The following is a 26449-nucleotide window of genomic DNA, read 5'->3' on the forward strand; positions in this document are numbered from 1 at the left end:
ATAGCGTAATTGGTGTCTGTCTATATTAATTGTGGCTTATTTCGAAGTTAGTAAGCTAAAATTAAGCCGCTTTCCTCTAAAAACTAATAGTTACTTAATATTTCAATTTGATCATTACAGGTGTTCATCTCAAATAAATACTCTATAATTTTATGAGTAATTTGTGATTGTTAATTCATCAATAATATGAATATCGTAATAGAGAAAAGTTGCACAGATTTATTTTATCAAATTGTGATTGTCTAAAAAGCGTATTTTAAAATTATCTGCTTTAACTTTTCTTATTCTAGGAGATGAGATGTCATTTGTTAAAAAAAGTATGGTTGCATTACTGACTGCTGCTGTAGTTTATGTTCCATCAGTGGTAACTCAGGCCTGTACGCGCGTGGTTTATTTGGGTGAAGATCAGCAAACCATGACCGGTAGAACGATGGATTGGAAATATGATATCGGCACAAATTTATGGATATTTCCACGTGGAATGAGTCGAGATGGCATCGCAGGTCCAAATTCTCTGAAATGGAAATCAAAATATGGCAGTGTAATCGCGTCAGGTTATGATATTTCAACCACGGATGGGATTAACGAAAAAGGTTTAGTTGCCAATCTATTATGGTTAGCGGAATCACAATATCCTCAATCGAATGATAAACAACCTACATTGTCTATCTCTTTGTGGGCTCAATATATGCTCGACAATTATGCAACTGTCGCTGAGGCTGTTGAAGCTCTCGAAAAAACACCGCTATTAGTGATGACGGATAATGTTCCTGGTCAAGACCGTTTAGCAACATTGCATTTATCTTTGTCTGATGCGAGTGGTGACAGTGCAATTATAGAATATATAGATGGCAAACAAGTGATTCACCATAGCCGCCAATATCAGGTTATGACAAACTCACCTGTTTATGAAAAACAGTTAGCAATGCAGGAATATTGGCAAGGAATTGGTGGCACTGTGATGTTACCAGGTACTAATCGCTCTGCGGATAGGTTTGCTCGAGCACAATTCTATATTAATGCGATTCCGCAGCAAACGACGCCAAATAAAGCTGTCGCAAGTGTATTTGGTGTAATCCGTAATGTGTCGGTTCCATACGGGTTAACATCTGAGAATTCACCTGAAATTTCATCGACTCGCTGGCGGACTTTAGTTGACCATAAGCGTCAACTCTATTTCTTCGAATCAGCACTTACCCCAAATATTTTTTGGACTGACCTCAAAAAAATCGATTTTTCTGAGCAAACAGGCAAAGTGAAGAAACTTGATCTGGGTGTTGAGCAAAGTAATATATTTTCAGGTGATGCAACCAAAGACTATATTGATAGCGAGCCATTTCAATTTTTAGGGCTGTCTGCAAAACAACTTGGCTATTAGAGACTGTGATCTCTCTTTGCCTAAAAGGCATTTAATGTGAATAAAAATTGGCTGTCAGAGGTCAATAACCTTTAAATTTTTATAAATCAGCCTTCTATTAATTCAGAAGGTTGATTCTAATCAAATTATTTACCATCACTGAATGAAACCTTTGCAGATAAATGGATAACGTTTTAAGATGTATTTAAAATGCAACTTAAAGGTGATGATATGAGTGAGTTAGTTTGTTATAAAACCATGCCAGTATGGGACAAAGCTTCGTTACCTGTAACGTTTCAAGAGCGCCATAACACTAAAGAAGATACTTATGCACAACTTCAGATATTAACGGGATCTCTCGATTTTGTTATTTTTGCGGATGATGGTAGCGAGCAACACTTTACATTTAACACTGATAACCAACCGCCAATCATCGAACCGCAAGTATGGCATAGAATCTCGGCTTGTAGTGATGATATGCAGTGTCAACTCTCTTTTTTATGCGATCCTGATATCAAATTCTATAAAGAATACGGTTTAACGATCCCACATTCAGAAGTTAGATATTTATGTGAAAATAATTTATCTCAGCTAGGGAAAGCATTAGATCTCGGTTCTGGTCGAGGGCGTAATAGTTTTTATTTAGCGTTAAAAGGCTATGATGTGACAGCAGTGGATATCAATGCTCAACATATTCAAGCTATCGAAATAGTTAAGAAACAAGCAAATATCGAGAATATCAAAACTGCAGTTTATGATATTAATAGCCACCAAATTACAGGTGAATATGGCCTAATTATCTCAACAGTCGTGTTAATGTTTTTACAACGCGAAAATATTGCAGAAATTGTGGCTAATATGCAGGAACATACATTAGTTGGCGGTATTAATTTAATCGTATGTCCTGTTGAAACACAGGATGCGCCATTAGATTTGCTCCCATTCAAATGCTTCCTTAAACAAGGTGAATTACAAGCCTATTATAAAGACTGGGAGATCCTAAAATATAATGAAAACCCAGGTCATCTTCACAGAACAGATGCACAAGGAAATCGCATTAAGCTAAATTTTGCGACGTTGATTGCTAAAAAGAAATGATTATTGCGATTAGATAGTTTTAGCGGGATGCACGAGCAACCCGCTTTTGGGTATATTACTTCTCAGCTTTAGCTGATTTTTCTTGCGAGCTTCTTTGCAGTATCCTTTCTAAAAGAACGGAGTAAAGTGGTCTACCATTTAGTAATTGAGCAATCATTGTGGCACCTAAACAGGTAATCAGCATCGGCAGGATGAGTTGATAATTGCTGGTCATTTCGAGTACAAGTACCAATCCTGTTAGTGGTGCTCTGACAGTTGCTGCAAATAAAGCTCCCATTCCAGCAATAGCAAAAGTGCCTATTTCAATCTGGTAATCAGGGAAAAGTTCTAATACACAATAGCCATAAATTCCACCAAAAAGCGTTCCTAAGGCGAGTAAAGGTGAGAAAATGCCACCCGCAGCCCCAGAACTAAAGCTGATAGTTGATGTTAAAAAGCGTAAAGCAAAAAATATTAATAAAGCAGTGATTGCAAAACTTCCTGCCATCATTTGATGAATAACAGAAAAACCTCCGCCGACGACCTCTGGTGTATAAACACCAATCGCACCACAACATCCGCCAATTAATCCCCCCATCAATACAAAGCGTGAAACCTTACCTTGATAAAAGGCAAGAAATTTAGTTTGTAGATAGAGTAAGAAGCTATTAAAGCAAATACCAATTACACCGAATAACATACCTAAAATCAAATATAGCCAAAGTGTATTCATGGGTGCTGAAGAAAATTGCCCGATATTTAATATTGCAGCTTCACCACTAATCATTCTATAGACAATGGTGGCTGTAATTGCGCCAATAATTACCGCTTTTATAGATACAAGGCTGTATTTAAATTGTGGGCGCATCTCTTCAATAATAAATAAAATACCAGCAAGAGGTGCATTAAAGGCGGTTGATAAGCCGGCTGCAGCACCAGCGGCTAATAATGTATGGCGAGATTCATTATTCTTAATGCGGAAAATATCGTAAAACATTTGGCTGATATTTGCACCAAGTTGTACTGTCGGTCCTTCACGACCTAGTACCATTCCTGAGCCCAAAGAGCCTAACCCACCTAAAAATTTGACAGGAATGACTCGCCACCAACGAACAGGACGTAAATCTTGTAAAGCACCTTCAATTTCAGGTATTCCCGATCCACCAGACTCAGGGGATATTTTTTTAACGAGGTAGTAGCTAATCATCGCAAGGATGGCTGATACAGCAAACATCGCAGGAACAATTAACCATTTATCGGTGACAAGTTCTGGGACAGTAGTGCTACGGTAGTTACTAATCCATGTCGTAGCTAATTCAAAGAGAGTGCCAATAAGCCCAACAAATGCCCCAATAACAGCAGCTAGAATGAGGATCACCAAAGGTGTTTTATCGGATTCTTTTAATCGTCTGAGAATCCCGAAATGGTATTTCATAGCAGATTGGCTAATGGGATTTTGTTCGGACATCTTCTTACGACGCTCCATTAGTGATGAATGGCAAATAATTGTATTGTTAGCATAACAAAATATATGACAAATCGGATCATAAATTTATTATTAAATATTTAATCCAAGATGGATTAGGATTAAAGCTAAATTTTGGCGGTTTTTAATCATTGATATATGACGTAAAAATTAAATTTATTTAATTAAAAAGTAAAAGTAAAAGTAAATAAAGTAATGTTATTTATATTGTTATTTATTAGGAAATTAAAGTTAGATTTTTATTTTTTTAATAATTAATGATTAAGAACTCAATTTGATAGATTTAAAGTAATAAGATTTAAACCTATCAAATGTGATGTAACTACAGAAAGTGGATAATAATTCTCATTTGCTTAAAATATTAATATAGATCAATAAACAGTCAGATAACTGTTTATCTAGCCTTTCTTATTGTCGGAAAAGGTTTAGTCTTAATGTTGTATTTAAAATGCAACTTATAAGGTGATTAACATGTACTGTGTGCAATGTGAACAAACAATGAGAACTCCAGCTGGTAATGGCTGTGCATACGCACAGGGTATGTGCGGTAAAACAGCAGAAACTTCAGACCTTCAAGACTTACTGGTTGCCGTGTTGCAAAGCTTATCTGCGAGTGCAGTCACTGCACGTGAATTGGGTATTATTGATCATGATATTGATAGCTTTGCTCCCCGTGCTTTTTTCTCGACTTTAACCAATGTTAACTTCGATTCAGCGCGCATCATCGGTTATGCGCGTGAAGCAATTTACTTACGTGATAAATTAATTAAGCAATGTCAAGCTTCCAATAGCGCTATAGTGTTTAATCATCCATTGGTTCATCTTCAACTTAATGGAGATGATATTGAAACTTTACAAAAGCAATCAGAAGATTTTTCACTTGATATCGATAAAGCACTTATTGGTGAAGATATCCACGGTTTGCGTATGCTTTGTTTATATGGATTAAAAGGCGCTGCTGCTTATATGGAGCATGCCCATGTTTTAGGTCAATATGATAATGCTATCTATGCTGAATATCATAAAATCATGGCATGGCTAGGCACTCTACCGGCAGATATGAATGAATTGCTTGAAAATGCAATGGCTATCGGCATGATGAACTTTAAAGTTATGGAAATGTTAGATACAGGTGAAACCGGTGAATTCGGTCATCCGGTGCCAACTGAAGTAAATGTTCGTCCTATCGCAGGTAAATGTATTTTGATTTCAGGGCATGATTTGAAAGATTTGAAAATGCTACTAGAGCAAACTGAAGGAACAGGAGTAAGTATTTATACTCATGGGGAGATGTTACCTGCTCATGGTTACCCTGAACTAAAAAAATATTCTCATTTGGTGGGTAACTATGGTAGTGGGTGGCAAAACCAGCAAACTGAATTTGCCAAGTTTCCAGGCCCAGTATTAATGACTTCAAACTGTATTATTGATCCCGATGTTGGTCAGTATAAAGACCGTATTTGGACTCGTAGTATTGTTGGTTGGCCGGGTGCTAAACATCTTATAGGTGATGATTTTTCAGGGATGATTAGCCAAGCGTTATCCATGAATGGTTTTCCATATACTGAAATTGAGCACAAAATTACGGTTGGTTTTGGTCGTCAAACTTTATTAGGTGCTGCTGATACTGTTATCGATTTAGTCGCACAAAAAAAATTACGTCATGTGTTCTTAGTCGGTGGTTGTGATGGTAGCCGTGGTGAACGTAGTTATTACACCGATTTTGCTCGAAGTGTTCCTAAAGATTGCTTAATTATGACATTGGCATGCGGTAAATATCGCTTCAATAAATTAGATTTCGGTACATTAGAGGGGCTTCCTCGTTTATTGGATGTTGGTCAGTGTAATGATGCTTACTCTGCAATTATGCTGGCAGTAAATCTGGCCGAAAAATTAGGGTGCGGTGTGAATGATCTACCACTGAGTTTGATCCTATCTTGGTTTGAACAAAAGGCGATTGTTATTCTACTAACACTGCTAGCACTTGGCGTTAAAAACATCTATACCGGCCCGACAGCTCCAGGATTTTTAACAGATAATCTCATGAATGTGCTGAATGAAAAATTTGGCATGCGGAGTATTACCACGGTTGAACAAGATTTGGCTGATATTTTGCCAGCGTAATATTAAGTTTAGAGGGAGGTAATTCTCCCTAATCGGAGTAATGCGATGACAATGCCAAGTAATTTATGTACCAATAGAATGCAGATACATTCTATTGTTCAAGAAACATCAGATGTTTGGACCATTAATTTAATTAATCATGATTTTTATGCTTATTCGCCAGGGCAATACGCACTGGTAAGCATTAAAAATAGTGATGAAGTTATGCGAGCTTATACTCTCTCTTCCACACCGGGGCAAAGTCGCTTTATTACCATTACAGTAAGAAAACTAGATCAAGGTATAGGATCATGTTGGCTGACAAATGAAGTAAACGTAGGTGATTATCTTTGGATCTCTGATGCGCAAGGGGAATTTACGTGCGCGACATTCAATAGTAATCAATATTTGATGCTAGCAGCCGGCTGTGGTGTAACGCCAATTATGTCGATGGTACGTTGGTTGATGGTAAATCGGCCACAGGCTAATGTGAAAGTCTTATTTAATGTTCGTGATAAGCAGCAGGTGATCTTTGCACAAGAATGGAAGCAACTAACTAAGCTATATGCTCAAAAGTTACAGCTTTGTATCATGGCTGAAATACCCGATAATGGCGAGGTAGCTGAGGGGCGCTTAACGCAAGAAAAACTCATGACGTTAGTACCTGATATTAGTTCAAGAATTGTCATGGCCTGTGGTCCTGTTCCTTATATGAAAGATGCGCAGCAATTTGTTGCAGATCTTGGTGTTCCTAAAGAACATTTTTTTATGGAACATTTTTCATTAGAGCCTGAGGCTATTGAAAGTGAAGATGTACTGACATTAAAAATTAGCCATCGTTTAGCTAATTTTAAAGTGCCTATTGGCACATCATTATTATCTGCATTAGAGCAGAATAAACAGCAAGTGGTTGCAGCATGTCGTGCAGGTGTATGTGGTAGCTGTAAAACTCAGATATTATCAGGTAATTATACGACAACAAGTACCATGACATTAACAGCTGAAGAGATATCCGCAGGATATGTATTAGCTTGTAGTTGTCAATTACAAGGTGATGTGGAGATAGCATAAATTAATACTAAAATTTAATTTATTAACATGTGTGATATTGACTAAAAATAACGAAGATTGCATGTAATCGACTAATAAAGCTATTCGTGGAACATAGGTAAATAATGTGACTCGAATAGCTGTCTATAGTCAAATTCTATGCAGTTTTTATCATGATAAGTCTATTAAATTATAATAAATATCTAATAGGCTAATATTTTTGCATTTATATTTAAAATAATAAGATTTCCATTATCATTAATAATGTTTTTTTATTCATTACTCCAACCTTATGCGTTGAAATTGTTTGTTTTATGAATTTAATTTGGAATGAAGTGAACCGAAAGTTTCCTTAAAGTGTTTATTGCTGAAACTGCAATCTCTTTATTTGGGTCCTCACAAAGATTAATAATACGAAAAATAGCCTCTTGGTACTCAATAGTTGCTTTATAATCACCTAACGCTAAGATTGCTGCGACTTTAACTTCATCATTAATTCTAAATGTTAGATTTGTCAATAAAGTGACAATAGTTTTATCCATAATTAACACTCGCTAAATTAGTTTAATTGTTCTCTATCATTAAGCTTAACATATTAAATGCATCGTCATCCTAATGTTTTAAGTTTTATGTTAATAATTTATCTTTCTATTGCTGAGTTATTGTTTTTAATAAATGAAATATCTGGTTATATTTTTTTTATTTATTTATACCTTATCGGTAATAATAAAAATAAAGAATTGTTTTTTGTTTATTTAAATGTTACATGTATTTAAATTATATTGTTCAGATAAGTGAGGGGAATGAAAATAATACTCCATGGTATTATTAATGGAAGTAATTAATAGATGATGGATATAAGTAAACAAATGGTATAAACACTAGCTATTTTCAGTTATCAATGTGAATTATGATTGCTCCATAAAACATCTTCATTTGTCACCTATATTCAATTGAATGACTTATTGAGGAATAAAAGCACAAAAAAATATAGTAGGTTACATTCGGTTACAGCAGGAATTGTTGTCATACACTAACTTAAACAAAACCTAAACAAGATAATTTCCATATGTCATTAGTTCTGATTTTGGGGTGGTAATTAACACCCTAATGGTTATAATTCGCGTCGCATCAAAAGTGCAGTATCTCGTTAGGCGAGGCTCCTATACAAACACAGGTTGCTGATCTGACGACGTCGAGAGACGCCCAAGATTAGGACAGGATATATCGAACGAAGGTATATCCCCATGTAACTTTCTGTTATTTAACAGGATACGTTGTATAGTGCTAAAACCGAGACGAAGAGATAGCCATCGCATTCTCTCATCTGGTTTCGCCCCTATGTGAGTACTGTTTGAGTAAACAACAGTAACTAGGGTCCAAAAAAATGACATTTACTTCCCAGAATAAAGCGGGCACTGTAGCAATTGCTCAGTCCGCAATGAAAGGCGCACGCCTAAAAAATAACAACACTCAACAACCAAAAAACGATGACGCAACAATCAGCGCTTATATGAGTCAATCTTATTTGCCTGTCTCTATTGCGGATTCGGTCGATTGTGTGAGAAAAAGTTTGATCGAACACCTAGAAGGTGAACAGATCCCAACTTATTTATTTGTTGTTGACCAAGATAATTATCTAAATGGCATTCTTTCAGTTAAATCACTGTTAGCCGCCAAAGAAGACTTGCTTGTATCCGATATTATGAGACACAACTATTTTTCTGTTTCACCTGAGCAATCACGTCATGATGTTTATGATCTAATTAATCATAGTGGCTTAGATATGATACCAGTTGTGCAATTCGGTAAATTAATGGGTGTGTTACGCCCACAAGATATTGCAGAACTTATTGAAGATGAGAACACGCTAGACGCACAGCTTCAAGGGGCAACAACACCACTTGATGAACCTTATTTAGCAACTAGTCCCGTAACATTATGGCGCAAACGTGTCGTATGGTTACTAATGTTATTTGTGGCAGAAGCTTATACAGGGACAGTATTAAAAGCCTTTGAAGAACAATTGGAAGCGGCAATTGCACTTGCTTTCTTTATCCCGTTACTTATCGGAACCGGAGGAAATAGTGGAACGCAAATTACGTCAACTCTCGTCAGAGCAATGGCCCTAGGTGAAGTTAGCTTACGTAATTTAGGTGCTGTACTGAAAAAAGAAGTATCAACTTCGTTTTTAGTTGCGGTGACAATTGGCGGGGCAGCTCTTATTAGAGCTTGGATACTCGGTGTAGGAACTGAAGTAACTATCGTTGTCAGTCTAACGATTGTCGCAATTACAATGTGGAGTGCTATTGTTTCTTCTATCATTCCAATGGTGTTGCAGAAATTGAAAGTTGACCCTGCGGTGGTTTCAGCACCTTTTATTGCAACTTTTATCGATGGAACCGGTCTTATTATTTACTTTGAAATAGCCAAATTGGTCATGTCGGAGTTCGCTTAAAGACACACCATCGAGTTGATGCGGCAGAGCTATTCAGTTTCTGCCGCAATTAATGAATTCCACTTCAATATTTCCCCACATCGTTGACATAAATACTGATTTTCGCCTCTAACCACTTTATTATGTCTTCTGATTGTTAACTCATGTGATGATGGGCAAGCACAGTGGTAGGTGAAAGTGCGACTTTTAACAGAATTGACCTCAAAGCGATGTGTTCGGCTAGCTGGAACTTCCAAAATAGATTCCATCATCCATTTCCATTCATTGCCATGTGGTGCAATACCTTGACGACCAAATACTCGGTAGACTAACAAATGAGCGAGTTCATGGGGTACAACTTCATCAACAAAACAGTCACCATTTTCAATCAGTAGAACTGCATTTAGGCGGATTTCCCACTCTTTTAAGTAAGCACTACCTGCAGTGGTTCCTCGTTGTTTATAGTTTAGTGTAGGTTCCGAAAAGGTCTGTTCTAGCTTGTGTTGAGCCAATGCAAGCTTTTCACGCAGTGTGCGCATCGCTTTTTGTTGGAGGTGAATAGGGACTCGGATTGTTTTCATATTGCTAAGCATAATATATTCGGGGTTTATGAAACAAGCGTTTATTGACACTCATAATATAAAATAATATATTGTTTTTTTGTATTATGTTAATGCCCAACATATTTCTAATTGCTTGTAAGTACCGAAGTGAATGTAGAACCAAGTAAATTAAATAATGATGGGTCAACATGGAATGATGTCATGATAATTAACCTTCCACCTGAATTACTTTCGGCAATGAAACTTGCGGCGATAGAGACGTCTTCATTATTAAAAACACTAGGTAACCCAGATCGACTTCTTCTACTATGCCAACTCACCCAAGGTGAGGCTTGTGTCAGTGAATTAGAGGTTTTACTCGGCATACAGCAACCAACATTATCTCAACAATTAACGGTGTTACGTAATGAAGGGTTAGTTGTTACGCGTCGTGACGGGAAACACATCTATTATGCAATTGGTGATGAAAAACTTCTTACATTGCTAAACACACTGTATCAACTTTATTGCCCAGTACAGGAGAAATAAGATGTCCATTGATTGGGTGAATTTTACGCCGTGGTCAGCTGCTGCTGGTGGGCTATTAATCGGTTTAGCTGTTGTAGTATTGCTTATTTTTAATGGCCGAATTGCAGGTATTAGCGGCATTTTAGGGGGAATATTAAAACCAACAGCGGGTGATACGGCGTGGAAAGTCGCATTTATTCTCGGTATTATGATTGCCCCAGTTCTATTTACCTTCTTTATTTATGCACCAGAAGTCACTATGACAGCGAATACTCCCATCATTATTATTGCTGGTTTGTTAGTTGGCTTTGGTACTCGGTTAGGTGGCGGTTGTACCAGTGGTCATGGTATCTGTGGCATGGCAAGGTTATCTCGTCGTTCTATCGTGGCGGTGGTGACTTTTATGATAGTGGCTTTTATTACGGTTTCAGTTGCTAACTTATTTGAGCTGAGAGGATAAATCTAATGCCTATAATTATTGCATTAATCTCTGGTTTATTATTTGGTATGGGGTTGATATTGGCAGGTATGAGTAATCCAGCCAAAATCCTTGGTTTTTTAGATATTGCAGAGAGTTGGGACCCTTCTTTGTTAATAACTATGACAGTTGCTATGGTGGTAAGTGCCATTGCTTTTGTTGTTATAAAAAAAAGCCAAGTTAGCCTGTTAAATTGCCAAATACAGATACCGTCAAATCAAAAAATTGATAAGCCGCTAATCATTGGGAGTGCATTATTTGGTATTGGTTGGGGATTAGTCGGTATTTGTCCTGGCCCAGCTTTATTATTAGCTGGAATGGGTATTACGCGGGGGATTCTATTTACTTTAGCGATGATTATAGGAATATCTATTTTTCAGATAATAAAAAATAAAAAATAAAAAATAAAAAATAGTCTCTTATTTTATATATGGGACTTTTTTATTATATGATTATTGTTTTTAATTATACTATGTGAAAGTGGTGTTGTTTTTTGTTTTCAAGTATCACATTTATACTTTTAAAACTAATATTTGCACCCGGAACGGAAATGTAAAAGTTGGTTTCGAATTTATTTGTAATGATAAAATTTATTAAATCCCTCTGGAATAATCATAAATATCTTGTTCTTGTTTGGTAATAATATGAATGCTCAGTGAGAGGTTACATGTTTTCTGGGTTTTTTAACTAAATGAAATGCAATAAAGTAATAATGAGTATCGATATTGTTTTTAATTAAAAAGTTTTCTTGGTTAACTTTAATTAATAATTTATTGGTATTGTTAATGTTTTATTTTATATATTGTTTTGAATGGAAAAAATATCAAAAGTAATGTGTAAGTGCAAGTAACCTACATTTTTCATTAAAGAAAAAGGTTTATATATGCGTAAAATGAATAAATTATTATTAGCATTAATCACGAGTAATTTTATTTGCTCTCTTTCCTATGCTGCATTACCTAGTAAACCAACATTATCATGGGGAAATACTAAATTCGCTATTATTGAGGTTAACCAAAATGCGACGGCTTATAACTCTCTTGTGACCGTTAAAGACGCTGCCGATGTTGAAGTTTCATGGTCTTTATGGAGTGGTGACTTTGGGAAAACAGCGAAGGTTTTATTAGATGGAAAAGAAGTTTGGAGCGCTGCTTCTACTAATGCATCAGGCTCTGCTAAATTTAAAGTATATCGCGGTGGTAAATATCAGATGCAGGTTGCTTTGTGTAATGAGGATGGCTGTACTACAAGTGATGCAAAAGAAATTATTGTTGCGGATACTGATGGTAGCCACTTAGCTCCTCTAAGAGAGCCATTATTGGAAGGAAATAAAGCTTACAATCAAAGCTCAGGAAACGTCGTTGCTGGTTATTTTGTTGAATGGGGAGTCTATGGGCGAAAATTTCCTGTCGATAAAATACCAGCTCAAAATCTAACACATATTCTTTATGGTTTTATTCCGATATGTGGCGGGCATGGCATTAATGATAGCTTAAAAGAAATAGAAAATAGTTTTCAGTCATTACAAAGATCATGTGCGGGTAGAGAAGATTTTAAAGTGAGCATCCATGATCCATGGGGAGCACTTCAGATGGGACAAAAAGGCCTAACAGCCTGGGATGAGCCGTATAAAGGTAATTTCGGGCAGTTAATGGCATTGAAACAAGCATATCCAAATCTGAAAATATTACCTTCAGTTGGTGGTTGGACGCTTTCAGATCCATTTCACTTTATGGGGGATAAGGTCAAACGTGATCGCTTTATCGGTTCCGTAAAAGAGTTTCTACAAACATGGAAATTCTTTGATGGTGTAGATATTGATTGGGAGTTCCCAGGTGGCTTAGGTGCAAATAGTAATTTAGGTAGTGACCAAGATGGAGAAACGTATGTTCTTCTAATGAAAGAGCTGCGTACTATGTTAGATGATCTGGAAGTGAAAACTGGGCGAAAATATGAGCTGACATCAGCAATAAGTGCAGCAAAAGCTAAGATTGATAAAGTTAACTATGATATCGCTCAGAATTCATTAGATCATATTTTTTTAATGAACTATGACTTTTATGGTGCATTTGATCTTAACAATTTAGGTCATCAAGCTGGATTACATGCGCCAAGTTGGAAACTAGATACTGCCTATACAGCAGCCAATGGCGTCAATGCATTGTTAGATCAAGGGGTGAAACCAAGCAAAATTGTTATGGGTGTTGCAATGTATGGTCGAGGATGGACCGGTGTAAATGGATATGATAATAAGATTCCTTTTACGGGTAAAGCGACTGGTCCTGTAAAAGGAACTTGGGAACCGGGTGTTGTTGATTATAAACAAATCAAAGATAGTTATATGAGTGGAGACTGGGTATATAGTTATGATAAGACTGCTGAAGCTCCCTACGTCTTTAATGCAAAAACCGGTGATTTGATCTCATATGATGATGAACGTTCAGTGCAAGCTAAAGGTAAATATGTTTTAGATAACAAACTTGGTGGATTATTTGCATGGGAAATTGATGCTGATAATGGAGATATTCTTAATAAAATGAATTCTAGTCTAGGTAATAGCCTTTCTAATAAATGATATTATATCTTTCAAAAGGGGGAGATACCCCTTTATATTCATGGTTGCTCAAGTCATATGATGTGTTGTTAATAGAGCCTTTACTCATTTAGATTACTTGCTATTTTCTAACTTTATAGCGAATTAATATCATTTTTGAACATTGGGTTTCATTTATTTAGAGCACAAAAAACATTCGATAATTATGTCATCACTGAGTTCTATCGCTTTTTATAAATACTTGTTAATAAAAATCCTGCTAGACAACTTGATATTTAATGAATAGGAAATTTTATAGTAAAGAGGTTAGCTAATGCCAATACCACCAATAAAACTAGCAATCATCCATAATAAAATGAGAGCACCAATAATAGAGGCAATACCCAGCATTGCTCCAAGCAAAAGTTCAATAATGATTACACTTCCTCCAATCAATAGAGCAATACGGCTTGCATATTTTTGTTCTCTTCGAATAAAGGCAATTACCAGCGGTAACAATAGCGCAGACGCTTAAAATTAGGCTAGCAAGTTTAAATTGTTCAACTTGTTCATGCAAGATATTCAGTTCTTCATTTCCAGCTGGAGCGACGTAAGGTTTTCCCTTAATAGCATCAATCGTGTCTAGGTTTTGTCTGTCGATACTCTCTTTCTAAGCTTTGGCTAATAAATAAAGACATAATGCTTAAAGCACCAATAAAGAAACTAAGTAGGCTAAATTTATTTTTGGTAAATTCCATTTATATTGATGCTCTATTTTATATGCGCGAAAGAATATTTGTGTTAGGTTGATTTATTTCGGCATAATAATGACAGGAGTAACTCAGTAAGCAACAAGAATTGCTCTAAAATGGCGAGGTATTTATAAACTAAGAAGCTTTCTCGTTGATGTGATAATAAAAAACCCCAACTGATGAAGTGGGGCTTATTGATAGTAAACAATAAAATTGAAATTGTTTATTTTAAACCAGCTGCATCTCGCAAAATAGCTGCTTTATCTGTTTTCTCCCATGGGAACTGAGAGCGGCCAAAGTGACCATATGATGCAGTTTTTTGATAAAATGGGTGCAGTAAATCTAGCATTTGAATTAGGCCATATGGGCGTAAATCAAAGAATTCACGTACTAATAGAATTAATTGCGCTTCTGGAACTTTACCAGTACCAAATGTTTCTACCATAATTGATGTTGGTTCAGCGACACCAATTGCATATGACACTTGAATTTCACAACGGTCAGCAAGGCCTGCTGCAACAATATTTTTAGCGACATAACGAGCTGCATAAGCTGCGGAGCGGTCAACTTTAGAAGGATCTTTACCTGAGAATGCTCCACCACCGTGACGAGCCATTCCGCCGTAGGTATCAACAATAATTTTGCGTCCTGTTAGACCACAATCACCCATTGGACCACCAATCACAAAACGACCAGTAGGGTTAATAAAATATTTTGTAGTTGGTACTAACCATTCAGCAGGAAGAACTGGCTTAATAATCTCTTCCATCACGGCTTCATGTAGTTCATTTTGTGTGACATTCTCAGCATGCTGAGTCGATAACACAACAGCATCAATACCGACAATCTTGTTATTATCGTATTGGAAAGTGACTTGGCTTTTTGCATCAGGTCGCAACCATGGTAGTGAACCATTTTTACGCACTTCTGCTTGGCGTTGAACTAAACGATGAGCATAAGTAATTGGTGCCGGCATCAAGACGTCTGTTTCATTTGTTGCATAACCGAACATGATCCCCTGATCGCCAGCACCTTGTTCTAATGGGTCTGCGCGGTCAACACCTTGATTAATATCAGGTGATTGCTTACCAATTGCACTTAATACCGCACATGAATTTGCATCAAAGCCCATTTCTGAACTAGTGTAACCAATTTCACGAACTGTCTTACGTGTAATTTCTTCAATATCAACCCAAGCACTGGTGGTGATTTCACCCCCTACAATCACCATACCTGTTTTGACATAGGTTTCGCAGGCAACGCGAGCTTTTGGATCTTGTTCTAGAATTGCATCAAGAACCGCATCAGAGATTTGATCGGCGATTTTATCTGGATGCCCTTCCGATACAGACTCAGAAGTAAAGAGATGTGTAGCCATGAGATTAATACCTTAAGGATTCGAAGATTAGAATTGGATGTTTTAACATCTAGACGGCTATCTTAATATTTTAACTTAAAAAGTGCTACCTGTTTTTACTCTTAGGATAAAGATTAGATTAAAATTGAAAAATAGCCCATCAATGAATTTTATTTCTATTTGAACAATAACGTTTTGCAATTTCTGCTTAATAGATGTATAAACTGCGCCCGTAACGGTTAGTTAAATATCCTCCGTTATATACCAGTAGGCAGATAAAGTAAGTCTACTATTTATCAGGAATGTTTATCTTGTTCAAAATTTAATAAGCGGCTAATAATCAAGTAGTTAATAGTCTTTACGCTGAATATTGTATGCCAACATGCTTATGTAAAAATTGATATAGAGTAAACAGTTATATTTGGGGTTAATGGGCTATGATCCATCATCTACTGAATAACAGTAACCAACAGTCGCATGCGCACTGCCGCGTGTCTTTGGCTTTTACTTTCCTGCCTTTGTTTAATTCTTCTCGAAGTTACCGTCACATCTCCAGTACGCCCTTGGCTACCAGTAGGTAAACCTTCAGCCTAAAGATCGTACTTGTCACCGTTTAGATGTTCTAAGCACTTTAATCAATCTGAGTATAGCTGTTTTCCCAACATAACTGCCCAGCAGTACCATGTCTTATAGTTGGTTCCTGACTGGTCGGAAAAAGCGTCACTCACCCCTCCATATAGGAGTTTGTTATGAATGATAATATCGCTCGCAAAATGCGCCAGACCTACAACGTTGCGTATTGGGGTGGTGGTTACTATCAGGTGAATGAACGCGGAAATGTCTGTGTTTGCCCTAATCCTGATAATCCCGACACGTCTATTGATTTAGCTTCGCTGGTAAATCAAGTTAAAGAGGAGCAGGAACGTTTGCGTTTGCCTGCGCTGTTTTGCTTTCCTCAAATTTTACAGCATCGCTTGCGCTCAATTAATGCAGCATTTAGGCGTGCTCGCGAATCGTATGGCTATACAGGTGACTATTTTCTAGTTTATCCGATTAAGGTTAACCAACAACGTCGAGTGATTGAATCATTAATCAATTCAGGCGAACCTCTAGGGTTAGAGGCAGGTTCAAAAGCAGAATTGATGGCGGTACTCGCGAACGCTGGTCGTACTCGTACAGTGATTGTCTGTAATGGTTATAAAGACCGTGAATATATTCGTTTAGCGCTTATCGGCGAGAAACTAGGTCATAAGGTTTATCTTGTGATCGAGAAAATGTCTGAAATTGAGATGGTACTCAAAGAAGCAGAAAGCTTGAATGTAACACCACGTCTCGGTGTGCGTGCTCGTCTTGCTTCACAGGGTTCCGGTAAATGGCAGGCGAGTGGTGGTGAAAAATCTAAATTTGGTTTGGCTGCAACGCAAGTTTTACAATTAGTCGAAATTTTGCGTAACGCAGATCGGCTTGAAAGCTTACAGCTACTTCATTTCCATCTTGGCTCACAAATGGCCAATATCCGTGATATCGCGACAGGTGTACGTGAAGCAGCGCGTTTCTATGTTGAATTACATCGCATCGGTGTAAAAATTGAATGTTTCGATGTCGGTGGTGGCCTCGGCGTCGATTATGAAGGTACGCGTTCACAGTCAGATTGCTCGGTGAATTACGGGTTAAATGAATATGCGAACAATGTGATTTGGGCAATTGGTGATGCTTGTGAGGAATTTGATTTACCTCACCCAACCGTGATTACTGAATCAGGTCGTGCATTAACAGCTCATCATACTGTTTTAGTATCCAACGTAATTGGGGTAGAACGTAACGAATTTACTAAAACGACACCACCAACAGAAGATGCACCACGCTCACTGATTTCTTTGTGGGAAACGTGGGAGTCGATGCAACATCAAGGCAATAGCCGCTCGTTGCGTGAATGGTTACATGATAGCCAATTTGATTTACAAGAAGCGCATACTCAATATGCACATGGCGTTTTAGATCTCACTCAGCGTGCTTGGGCAGAAGAGCTCTATTTGAATATTTGTCGCCGTATTCAACAAGATTTAGATCCTAGCAATCGTGCTCATCGTCCAATTATTGATGAGTTACAAGAGCGTATGGCAGACAAGTTTTATGTGAATTTTTCTTTATTCCAATCATTGCCAGATGCATGGGGAATTGACCAAGTCTTTCCTGTACTGCCAATAGAAGGTTTAGATAAACCTCTCGATCGCCGAGCAGTATTGTTGGATATCACTTGCGATTCTGATGGCATCATTGATCATTATATAGATGGTGATGGCGTCGAAACGACCATGCCGATGCCAGCTTATGATCCCGAAAATCCACCAATGATAGGGTTCTTTATGATCGGTGCCTATCAGGAAATTTTAGGTAACATGCATAACTTATTTGGTGATACCGCGGCAGTTGATGTCTGGGTAGATAGCCAAGGTAATGTTCGTTATTTGCAAAGTGAAGAGGGCGATTCAGTCGCTGACATGCTGCAATATGTTAAATTAGTGCCAGAAGAACTGCTAGAAAGTTTCATTGAGCAAGTTAAAGGAACTGGGCTAAGCGAACAACTCCAAAAAGATTTTGTCGAAGAGTTTGAAAACGGCCTTTATGGTTATACTTATCTAGAAGATGAGTGATGAATAACTAATAACACACAACTAACCATAAGCGTTATTGAATAGCTTGTGGAATCAAAGTAATAAAGTATTTGTCAAAGTCGAATACTTGAAGAGGAAGAATGATGATTAATAGTACATTAGGTAATCAAGAAGATACCTCGTTAGTTTCTAACGCATTTGGTTTTTTACGTTTCCCATTGAATTTTCAGCCTTATAATTCAGATGCTGAATGGGTAATCACTGGTGTGCCATTTGATATAGCAACTTCAGGCCGTGCAGGTTGCCGTCATGGACCTGCTGCTATCCGCCAAATATCTACAAACTTAGCATGGGAAAGCCAACGCTGGCCATGGAACTTTAAACTGACAGATCGCTTGAATGTGGCTGACTGTGGTGACTTAGTCTTTACCTTGGGTGATGCGCAAGATATGTGTGATAAATTAGAAGCACATATCGGAAAGTTGTTGTCAGCAGGAAAGCGTTGTCTGACTTTTGGTGGCGATCATTTTGTTACCCTACCTTTATTACGTGCTCACGCAAAGCATTTTGGTAAAATGGCGTTAGTCCATTTTGATGCGCATACAGACACCTATAATTATGGTGGTAAATATGATCACGGTACTATGTTTTATCATGCGCCAAAAGAAGGGTTGATCGATCCAAACTACTCAGTACAAATTGGTATTCGTACTGAACATGACACAGATAATGGTTTCACTGTGCTAGATGCAGCGCAGGTTAATGATCGTAATGCCGAAGATATGATTGAACAAATTAAATCAATCGTTGGCGATATGCCTGTTTACCTGACTTTTGATATTGATTGTTTAGATCCTGCATTTGCACCAGGAACGGGTACACCAGTAGTAGGAGGCTTAACATCAGATCGTGCAATGAAGTTACTGCGTGGTTTGCAGCCATTAAATATTGTTGGTATGGATTTAGTTGAAGTTTCCCCCGCTTATGACCAATCAGATATTACTGCATTAGCGGCAGCTTCTATTGCATTAGATATGTTGTACTTACAAGCATCTAAAAAAGAAGCTAAGTAGTTAATTTTTTTATTTCTAGGCTGCCACGTAGGCAGCCTAATTTATATCTAACAATATAAAAATAGTTTATTAGTTGAACAGAAATGAGGAATAGCATTTTTTGTTCCACGATTTAATTCATATTTTTATTTAGATTAATTTACCATTTTACACTTTTTAAGATATTCCTTTCACATATGCGAATGATTATTACTCAATCCTCGCCATATCTGTTCTTATATTCGTTAATTTCGGTCTAAGATCCTTATTTTGTAACTTGTTATTAATCTTGTTAAGTTATTTATCAGGTTAGGGTTATTCATTTTATCGGTTAGTTTGTGGAGAAAACTCATGGCACTGAATAATAAAATCGTTTTAGTTACAGGTGCAGCGCAAGGTATTGGCCGTAGTATTGCCTTACGTTTAGCGAAAGAAGGTGCGGATATTGCACTGGTTGATCTAAAGAAAGAGAAATTAGCTGATGTAGCTAAAGAAGTTGCAGCTCTCGGCCGTAAAGTAACAACCTTTGCTGCTGATGTCAGTAAACGTGAGGAAGTTTTCGCTGCTGTTGCACACGCTGAAGCTGAGTTAGGCGGTTTCGATGTAATGATTAATAATGCGGGAATTTCCCAAGTTAAGCCAATCGCTGATGTACGCCAAGAAGATATGGACCTCATTTTCAAGATTAACGTTGATGGTGTCATGTGGGGAATTCAAGCTGCTAGTGAAAAGTTTAAAGAACTTAAACACAAAGGTAAAATCATTAATGCTTCTTCGATTGCAGGACATGATGGTTTTGCAATGCTAGGAGTATACTCGGCAACTAAATTTGCAGTACGTGGAATAACCCAAGCTGCTGCTAAAGAATATGCAAGTTCAGGTATTACAGTAAACTCATATTGCCCAGGTATTGTAGGTACGGATATGTGGGTTGAAATTGATGAACGTTTCTCTGAAATTACGGGTACACCAAAAGGTGAAACCTATAAAAAATATGTTGATGGTATTGCATTAGGACGAGCTCAAACACCTGAAGATGTTGCAGGCTTAGTTGCATTCCTAGCAAGTGATGATTCAGATTATATTACGGGGCAATCTATCCTCACGGATGGTGGTATTGTTTACCGTTAATCACATAATTATAGGTTAAATATCTATATACCTATTATTTAAAGCATGCCTTAAACATAAATCAATAACGTTTAAGGCATAGTTAAATGTCTAAAACCTATTAAATAAAGTTGCAATGCACCATCTATAATTAAGCTTTATTTAATTATTGGTTTAATTTAAAACTTAAATGAAATCTATATTTATCATTCAATGGATATTATAAATCACATATTAAATTATCAATAAATAATATTTTAGAAACGATGGGGGGATTATATCCTTATCGTTGTGCATTTGTTATTTTAAGTTAAATTATGTTATTTTCTATGTTTATCATTTTTTAATTACTATATTCCATAGCGAGTTCCTACTTTAGTTAATAATGATTTATATAATTTCTCATTAAATTTCAATAAAAATAATGAGATTAGTTATGTCTGATGCTATTAAATTAATGACGTTTAATACTTACCTATCAGATATTTATTTGTTTAGTCTTCGTGCATCAACATAAAAAACTCGTATTAATGCGATGATAAATGATAATATATTTTCTGATATTGAAATTGTGATTTTACAATCAGTTTTTAGTTCGGGGTGAAAAGTGAGTTGTTTAATAAAATTAAGTGATTAGGTGTTGTTTGTCATACGGCAGTTGTTGAAAAATATAATGAATCTATTGTTTCTTGTTGTGATGCAAATGATTTTTGGAATGCAAGGGAAGATACGTAGGAAATAACTCAATAAATTAATACAGGACTCGCGATATTATCTCGCCATCCTATTGTTTTTTCTAATACAGAATGTGGCTCGGAGCGCTTTAGAACAAAAGGTGCGATCAGATCTATTATTACAATTAATCAATTGGATTTCAAATTTTAATATCAAAGATGAGCAATCGATTATTTTGGGAGGGGGGCAATATGGACATGAGTACTGTTGAGCATAAAAGAACAATAGAAGCAATCGGATGGGGAGAACCTGAGTATATTAACACTCACCCTTCATGGGATATTGCAACCAACAATATAATAAGAGAATCATTCATCGAATTAAATACATCGATTGCTCATAGATTATATATTTTCAAAAAATGTTTTATCAATTAAGGATAAAATACGAGTAATTAAAATGACAGAAGGTTATACATATCATAATAAATTATTTTTTGATTACTCAGAACATTATTCTGTTGTGGCTGAAATTGAATTATTGTAATAAAGTAATTTCAGCCAAATGTTAATATAGGATATTTATTGTATTTTTACATAGGATAATATACGCTCAGACTGCGTCCATAACAGTGAGCCACCTTCATTTTCAAATAGAAAATGCTGGCAATTTGGAAAGCGTGTCGCGAGTATTTTACCAAAATCGGGAGAATGGACTGTACTCTCGTCTTTTTCACCATACCATAAAGATACAGGACAATTAATTTCCTCAGCTTGGAAAGGCCATTCTTGTAATGATATTAGCAAGTCTTGAACATAACCTAGATTTCCTTGAGAAAATGCTCGATTCATACAGTCAGTATATGCTGGTAAGAAAGATTCTTCGTTGTAAATATGTTGATCTACTTCCGCACTATAATGGAGAATAAACGCGAGTAACCATGGGGCAGTGACGTTTTTCTGTAGCCAATCTGATAATGCCTCTGGTGTATTTCTAGCTTGTTCTAGCATACGAATAATATCAGAACGTAGTAATGCTTTAGTTGCTGGATGATCAAATTGATCTTGCCCTGCTACAAGAGAAAGCGAACTAGGTTTGCCATAAAAAGCTAAAGCCATTGCAAACACGCTACCTTGAGAAAATCCAACTACGGAGTATTGTTCAATTTTTTGAAGTTTCAATAAGGTTGCAATATCTGCGGCGAAGCGTGGAAGTGATTTATGTGAATCAGGTGAAGATCCTCCTAAGCCTGCTCGCTCTGGCACCATAAGCCGAATATTAAGCTTATCAAGCAAATCAATACCAAATCCTAATGTCCCACTCATACCCGCCCCAGTACAGAAAATAACAGGGAAACCTGTTTCTGGACCTGATTCATACCAACATAAATCACGGCCATCCGACAGCTGGCATGAATATTGGCGAATATTGGTGAGTTTATTGATTTGCATCGTTAATTCCTAGTTTATTCCTAAATTGGCGTATCTAAATAATACGTCTTGCCATAAGCAACGCTTGAGATGGCTAAAACGAAAACATTAGCTTGAATTTAAATAATAATTAGCATAATAAAAGAATAGTAAGGTAATAATTAGGTACAATGCAAAAAAAATTAATCTTAAAAAGGTTATTTTTCTTATTAATAAGGGATAATTATGGGGTTTTCAGAATCAGATAAGCAATGTTTACTTGCTGTAAAAGGCATTGGCCCAACAGTGATTAGCCGTTTAGAGCAAATGGGGTTTTCAACATTGGTTCAACTCAGTGAGGCATCCTATGAGGAAATTTTAATTTCTGGCGCTGCATTGACGAGAGCAAGCTGCTGGAAAAATAGTCCTCAAGCGAAAAAAGCCGTTGAAGGCGCTATTGCGGCAGCTAAGCAAGCAATTAATAATTCATAAGAAATTGGGCAGATCTGTCTTTTTACTCAGTTATAAATGGAAGATTAATTTTATTAAATCACAAGTAAATAGGCTGGATATATCTAAAGTATTTCAAGATACCGCACGACATACGCAATCTTCTAAAAGAGACTTTTACTCGATTTTAAAGTGCCGAGCCAAAAGTGGGGCAGTAAAATCTTTTTTCAAATAGAAGCCTCTAGGCAATGTCATTATAGGTTGCCCAAATTCACCGATTCCTTCTGTTAGTGCTTTGCTATTTGCCGCTTTGGGGCGTATTTGTAGTACTTGCCCATGGCGTGCAGTAATCGTTTCAACTTTCCCTAGCACAATTAAATCTATCAATTCTTCCCAATCTTGGCGTAATAATTGTTCTTCTAGTGGGGAAGGGCTCCAAAGTAGAGGGCTGGCAATACGCCGTTGTGCTAGTGGTATTTGGCGTTCGCCTTCAATAGGAAACCACAAAACACGCGAAAGCTTGCGGCATACATGGCTATTTTCCCAAGTTAAACCACTGTTGCCTGTTAAAGGTGCAACAGAGACAAATGTTGTTTCAAGTGGCACGCCATGTCGGTCGATAGGGATCGTTTTTAGTTCAACACCGATATGAGCAAAATCTTGCTCAGGCTTACTGCCTGCAGTAGCACCTAAAAAGTACTCTAACAGCATACCAACCCAGCCTTTATCTCGTTTAAGGTCGGGAGGGATTGGTAACCCAGAATATTGAGCAAGTTCACCGAGAGTATAACCAGCGAGTGCTTGTGCTCTATCCATGAGATCGGATTCATTTTCAGGGGGAGATGGCGGTATAAATTGCATGATTTGATTAAAAAATGACCATAAATAATCCACAAGGTTTAAAAAGTATATCACTTTTTATAATAGATAATTAATCTATTGATATACCAAGAAATAATAGTTTATATTTCAAAAAAACTTTCAAAAAGAATTGGGTTATTCAAGTTCATCCCATGATAATCACAGGATCATACACTAGGTTATCCACAGGATTCTTGGATAACTGTGAAAAACTTCGATTACTGTGTGTATTTACAGGCTTGACGTAACTGATTTTTTGACAAGCATCACAAAAAATGTGCAAGTTAAATACATTCCTTGTGGATAAATCATACATTGATTGATCTTTGTTCACTTGAACTCCTATGTAATAAAGTCTAAAAGACAAACAGTGTATAGGTCTATTTTCTTTCCACATCTTATTGATTTTAATGATTATAAGTTTTATTTACTTTTTTCTACAGAAAGCAGGTTGGGGATATACCCTAATTACCATGGGGTTGTTAACATAGATATCCACAGAAAAAGTGAATAACATCCTTATTATTCACTTGTGGTGTTTATAACTTAGCTCATTTCTGTGCATACTGGTTATACTTTAAGTTATATTGTTGTCAACTGAATCTTGTTAATCAAGTTATGCCATCTAGATACAACCTAAAATACTTAAGGAGCCTTATCTTCTGTAGGCTTAAACCAAGCAGATTTAAAATCAAACCAACCAAAAGTATTCATTCTTGCGCCACGCATGGTTTTTTGACCTTGTAATTCTAGCCAATGATGGAAAATAGGATGAAAAATCTGTAAGTCTATAAGGCTCTCACACCAAGACTCTACATTGAGCTGTTGGTTACGCCACAATGATAATTCTTCAGAAAGTGAAGAGCTTAAGCATTTCCGTAATAGTGGCATTTCATACAAGGTTGCAAAAATAGAAAATTCGAGAGGCTTAAAGAAATTAGCCGTTGCTAGCCAGATATCACTATCTACTCCGCCATTGAACCATTCATCATAATTAACAATTTTAATATTTAGCTCAATACCTTGAGTTTTCAATACGCGTTTCATTATTTGGCTAATGGAATAAAATTCGTGATGTTGATGAAAAAAAGTGACAGTCAGCTCGGTGAGATCGGCTGGTTTTGGTAATTGAGTTAGCATCCGACTATGGTGCCAGTGTAATAGTAAACCATATGCAGGCGCCCAATGGCGTTGATAAAATGGCTCACAGTGAGCTAGTAAATTAATAGGCGTTAGAAAACTACATAGCCACTTACGGACATCGTTACGTTGAGATAATGTTGATCGTTGATCCATTAATAAAAAGTAGCAGCCTTCTTCCATGCGACTTTCTAAAGAATCATTTTGTTTATTGTCGCTATCCATTTTTAAGGTAGTACAGACCATTTGCTCTGAAAGTTCAGGAACGACCCAAATAGTTACTTCATCGAGAAGCGCTCTATAGCCAAAATAACGTTCAAAAGCAGTGATAGTGAGCTTTTGTGGTAAATTTTTCTCAACCTGATAAGGACCAGTACCAATCGGCAACTTGTCAAAATCGTCAAAGGCCTCCCACTCTTTAGGGATAATTGCTGCATGAGGGCTACCGAGCAACAATGGTAATTGTTTGTCGGCTTCACTTAATTGAATATCAATGACGTAAGGAAGTGGCGCAGTAACAGATTCAATATGGGAAAATAGCGGCCAACAATTTTTTAAGCGCAGAAGTGAATAGATGATATCGTCGACCAACATTTCTCGACCATGATGAAAATAAATAGCTGGCCTTAAATAAAAACGCCACTGCGTATCACTGATGGCTTGCCAGTGATGCGCTATACCGTTTTCGACTTCCCCTTTTTCCTCATTTATATGTGTTAGTCCATTAAATATTTGGCTCATCAAATGAATTTCGGAGCGCCGCATGGGAGTTCCCGGGAGTAAATTTGGAAAATGACGATAATAAATAATGCGTAAAAGGCTTTTGCCTTGCCGGTAACTACGTTCTAACTCAGATAGTACCATCTGACGAATTATTTCTTTGTCACCAACTAACGCGACAAGTTTTTCAATACTTTCTTCTTTTAGGAGATGTTCAGCCTGCGCCTGTTGTAACTCTAAACCATTGACATGAAAAAGAAGGGTCGAACGTTTACCTCGACCAGCTTCAGCTTGCCAACTTAACCAACCATTATTTTGCATATTATTGAGCAAAGTACGAACGTGACGGCGAGAACAAAATAAGGTATCGGCAATGTTTTGCAGAGTCGTTTCACTGTTTTGCCCCTGGAAATGTTGCCAAAGACGAATGAATTGTGTTTGTAAACGAGAACTGGACATAAAAGAGGAACTCCGCTAATGATTACATCAATTTTTTATTTTTTAACATCGGTTGATAATAGGTACCAGTAAGTAGCTCGTTAGGTCTGCTAATTGGCAGGCTAACTCCCCCTAATTATTGAGTAATGGTATCTACCAGCCGATAGTAATCCTATCGGCTTTTTTTTTGTCTTTTTTTCGTCATATTTCAAGCTGTAGCTGCGTTGGCTGCAATCGCTACTAGGACCACATACTGATGCATGCTCTCTTTTTTCGTCA

General features: G+C 36.9%; 22 protein-coding genes and 1 riboswitch. Of the genes, 14 read left to right on the top strand and 8 right to left on the bottom strand.

What is annotated here, in order from left to right:
- Nucleotides 1-298 precede the first annotated feature (298 nt).
- Complete coding sequence (locus OOA_RS01315) at nt 299-1378, top strand: linear amide C-N hydrolase (protein ID WP_008910312.1); 1080 nt, start codon at nt 299-301, stop codon at nt 1376-1378.
- Between the two features lie 189 nt (nt 1379-1567).
- On the top strand, nt 1568-2455 hold the full coding sequence (gene tehB, locus OOA_RS01320) for an SAM-dependent methyltransferase TehB (RefSeq protein ID WP_008910313.1): 888 nt from the start codon (nt 1568-1570) through the stop codon (nt 2453-2455).
- A gap of 55 nt (nt 2456-2510) precedes the next feature.
- Here the strand turns inward: tehB and clcA are convergent, their stop codons facing one another.
- Nucleotides 2511-3902, bottom strand: a complete 1392-nt coding sequence (clcA, locus tag OOA_RS01325) for a H(+)/Cl(-) exchange transporter ClcA (RefSeq protein ID WP_008910314.1) — start codon at nt 3900-3902, stop codon at nt 2511-2513.
- A gap of 489 nt (nt 3903-4391) precedes the next feature.
- Here clcA and hcp point away from each other — a divergent pair, with 489 nt between their 5' ends.
- Both hcp and hcr read left to right on the top strand, forming a co-directional pair.
- Nucleotides 4392-6044, top strand: a complete 1653-nt coding sequence (gene hcp, locus OOA_RS01330) for a hydroxylamine reductase (protein ID WP_008910315.1) — start codon at nt 4392-4394, stop codon at nt 6042-6044.
- Between the two features lie 45 nt (nt 6045-6089).
- On the top strand, nt 6090-7094 hold the full coding sequence (gene hcr / locus OOA_RS01335; RefSeq protein WP_008910316.1) for an NADH oxidoreductase: 1005 nt from the start codon (nt 6090-6092) through the stop codon (nt 7092-7094).
- A 299-nt stretch (nt 7095-7393) separates the two neighbouring features.
- Here hcr and OOA_RS01340 read toward each other — a convergent pair whose 3' ends face one another.
- Nucleotides 7394-7615, bottom strand: coding sequence for a HEAT repeat domain-containing protein (locus tag OOA_RS01340; protein WP_008910317.1), 222 nt, complete (start codon nt 7613-7615; stop codon nt 7394-7396).
- Between the two features lie 597 nt (nt 7616-8212).
- Nucleotides 8213-8386: riboswitch (M-box (ykoK) riboswitch) on the top strand.
- Nucleotides 8387-8460: 74 nt separating this feature from the next.
- On the opposite strand from OOA_RS01340, the gene OOA_RS01345 reads away from it, so the two are divergent.
- Nucleotides 8461-9531: a magnesium transporter gene (locus OOA_RS01345; protein WP_008910318.1), complete on the top strand. Its 1071-nt coding sequence runs from the start codon at nt 8461-8463 to the stop codon at nt 9529-9531.
- A 29-nt stretch (nt 9532-9560) separates the two neighbouring features.
- Here the strand turns inward: OOA_RS01345 and OOA_RS01350 are convergent, their stop codons facing one another.
- The gene (locus OOA_RS01350; protein ID WP_148284481.1) at nt 9561-10091 is read right to left on the bottom strand and encodes a SprT family zinc-dependent metalloprotease; all 531 of its coding nucleotides are present in this window, start codon (nt 10089-10091) and stop codon (nt 9561-9563) included.
- 183 nt (nt 10092-10274) lie between these two features.
- On the opposite strand from OOA_RS01350, the gene OOA_RS01355 reads away from it, so the two are divergent.
- The 4 genes from OOA_RS01355 to OOA_RS01370 all read left to right on the top strand — a co-directional run bounded on the left by OOA_RS01355 (nt 10275) and on the right by OOA_RS01370 (nt 13633).
- On the top strand, nt 10275-10601 hold the full coding sequence (locus tag OOA_RS01355) for an ArsR/SmtB family transcription factor (RefSeq protein ID WP_008910320.1): 327 nt from the start codon (nt 10275-10277) through the stop codon (nt 10599-10601).
- Nucleotide 10602: 1 nt separating this feature from the next.
- Nucleotides 10603-11040: a YeeE/YedE family protein gene (locus OOA_RS01360; protein WP_008910321.1), complete on the top strand. Its 438-nt coding sequence runs from the start codon at nt 10603-10605 to the stop codon at nt 11038-11040.
- Nucleotides 11041-11045: 5 nt separating this feature from the next.
- Nucleotides 11046-11459 (top strand): DUF6691 family protein, encoded by a 414-nt coding sequence (locus OOA_RS01365; protein ID WP_008910322.1) that lies wholly within the window; start codon nt 11046-11048, stop codon nt 11457-11459.
- Between the two features lie 482 nt (nt 11460-11941).
- Nucleotides 11942-13633, top strand: coding sequence for a glycosyl hydrolase family 18 protein (locus OOA_RS01370; RefSeq protein ID WP_008910323.1), 1692 nt, complete (start codon nt 11942-11944; stop codon nt 13631-13633).
- Between the two features lie 285 nt (nt 13634-13918).
- Here OOA_RS01370 and OOA_RS01375 read toward each other — a convergent pair whose 3' ends face one another.
- Both OOA_RS01375 and metK read right to left on the bottom strand, forming a co-directional pair.
- Entirely contained in the window at nt 13919-14110 is a 192-nt protein-coding gene (locus OOA_RS01375; protein ID WP_008910324.1) for a hypothetical protein, read from the bottom strand.
- A 456-nt stretch (nt 14111-14566) separates the two neighbouring features.
- Nucleotides 14567-15721, bottom strand: a complete 1155-nt coding sequence (gene metK, locus OOA_RS01380; RefSeq protein WP_008910325.1) for a methionine adenosyltransferase — start codon at nt 15719-15721, stop codon at nt 14567-14569.
- 728 nt (nt 15722-16449) lie between these two features.
- Here metK and speA point away from each other — a divergent pair.
- The 4 genes from speA to OOA_RS21165 all read left to right on the top strand — a co-directional run bounded on the left by speA (nt 16450) and on the right by OOA_RS21165 (nt 21589).
- Nucleotides 16450-18354, top strand: a complete 1905-nt coding sequence (gene speA / locus OOA_RS01385; RefSeq protein WP_008910326.1) for a biosynthetic arginine decarboxylase — start codon at nt 16450-16452, stop codon at nt 18352-18354.
- A 104-nt stretch (nt 18355-18458) separates the two neighbouring features.
- On the top strand, nt 18459-19388 hold the full coding sequence (gene speB, locus OOA_RS01390; RefSeq protein ID WP_008910327.1) for an agmatinase: 930 nt from the start codon (nt 18459-18461) through the stop codon (nt 19386-19388).
- A gap of 330 nt (nt 19389-19718) precedes the next feature.
- Nucleotides 19719-20498 (top strand): acetoin reductase, encoded by a 780-nt coding sequence (locus tag OOA_RS01395; RefSeq protein ID WP_008910328.1) that lies wholly within the window; start codon nt 19719-19721, stop codon nt 20496-20498.
- A gap of 905 nt (nt 20499-21403) precedes the next feature.
- Nucleotides 21404-21589, top strand: a complete 186-nt coding sequence (locus tag OOA_RS21165; RefSeq protein WP_008910329.1) for a hypothetical protein — start codon at nt 21404-21406, stop codon at nt 21587-21589.
- A gap of 144 nt (nt 21590-21733) precedes the next feature.
- Here the strand turns inward: OOA_RS21165 and OOA_RS01405 are convergent, their stop codons facing one another.
- Nucleotides 21734-22603, bottom strand: coding sequence for an alpha/beta fold hydrolase (locus tag OOA_RS01405; protein ID WP_008910330.1), 870 nt, complete (start codon nt 22601-22603; stop codon nt 21734-21736).
- A gap of 204 nt (nt 22604-22807) precedes the next feature.
- On the opposite strand from OOA_RS01405, the gene OOA_RS01410 reads away from it, so the two are divergent.
- The gene (locus tag OOA_RS01410; protein ID WP_008910331.1) at nt 22808-23053 is read left to right on the top strand and encodes a hypothetical protein; all 246 of its coding nucleotides are present in this window, start codon (nt 22808-22810) and stop codon (nt 23051-23053) included.
- A 135-nt stretch (nt 23054-23188) separates the two neighbouring features.
- On the opposite strand, the gene mutH is transcribed toward OOA_RS01410, so the two are convergent.
- Nucleotides 23189-23872, bottom strand: coding sequence for a DNA mismatch repair endonuclease MutH (gene mutH / locus OOA_RS01415; RefSeq protein ID WP_040690707.1), 684 nt, complete (start codon nt 23870-23872; stop codon nt 23189-23191).
- A 645-nt stretch (nt 23873-24517) separates the two neighbouring features.
- Nucleotides 24518-26191 carry an HTH-type transcriptional regulator SgrR gene (gene sgrR, locus OOA_RS01420; protein ID WP_008910333.1) on the bottom strand — a complete coding sequence of 558 codons (1674 nt, stop codon included), beginning with the start codon at nt 26189-26191 and terminating at the stop codon, nt 24518-24520.
- Nucleotides 26192-26449 lie beyond the last annotated feature (258 nt).

This window comes from Providencia burhodogranariea DSM 19968, from assembly GCF_000314855.2.
In the GTDB taxonomy this organism is placed as follows: domain Bacteria; phylum Pseudomonadota; class Gammaproteobacteria; order Enterobacterales; family Enterobacteriaceae; genus Providencia; species Providencia burhodogranariea.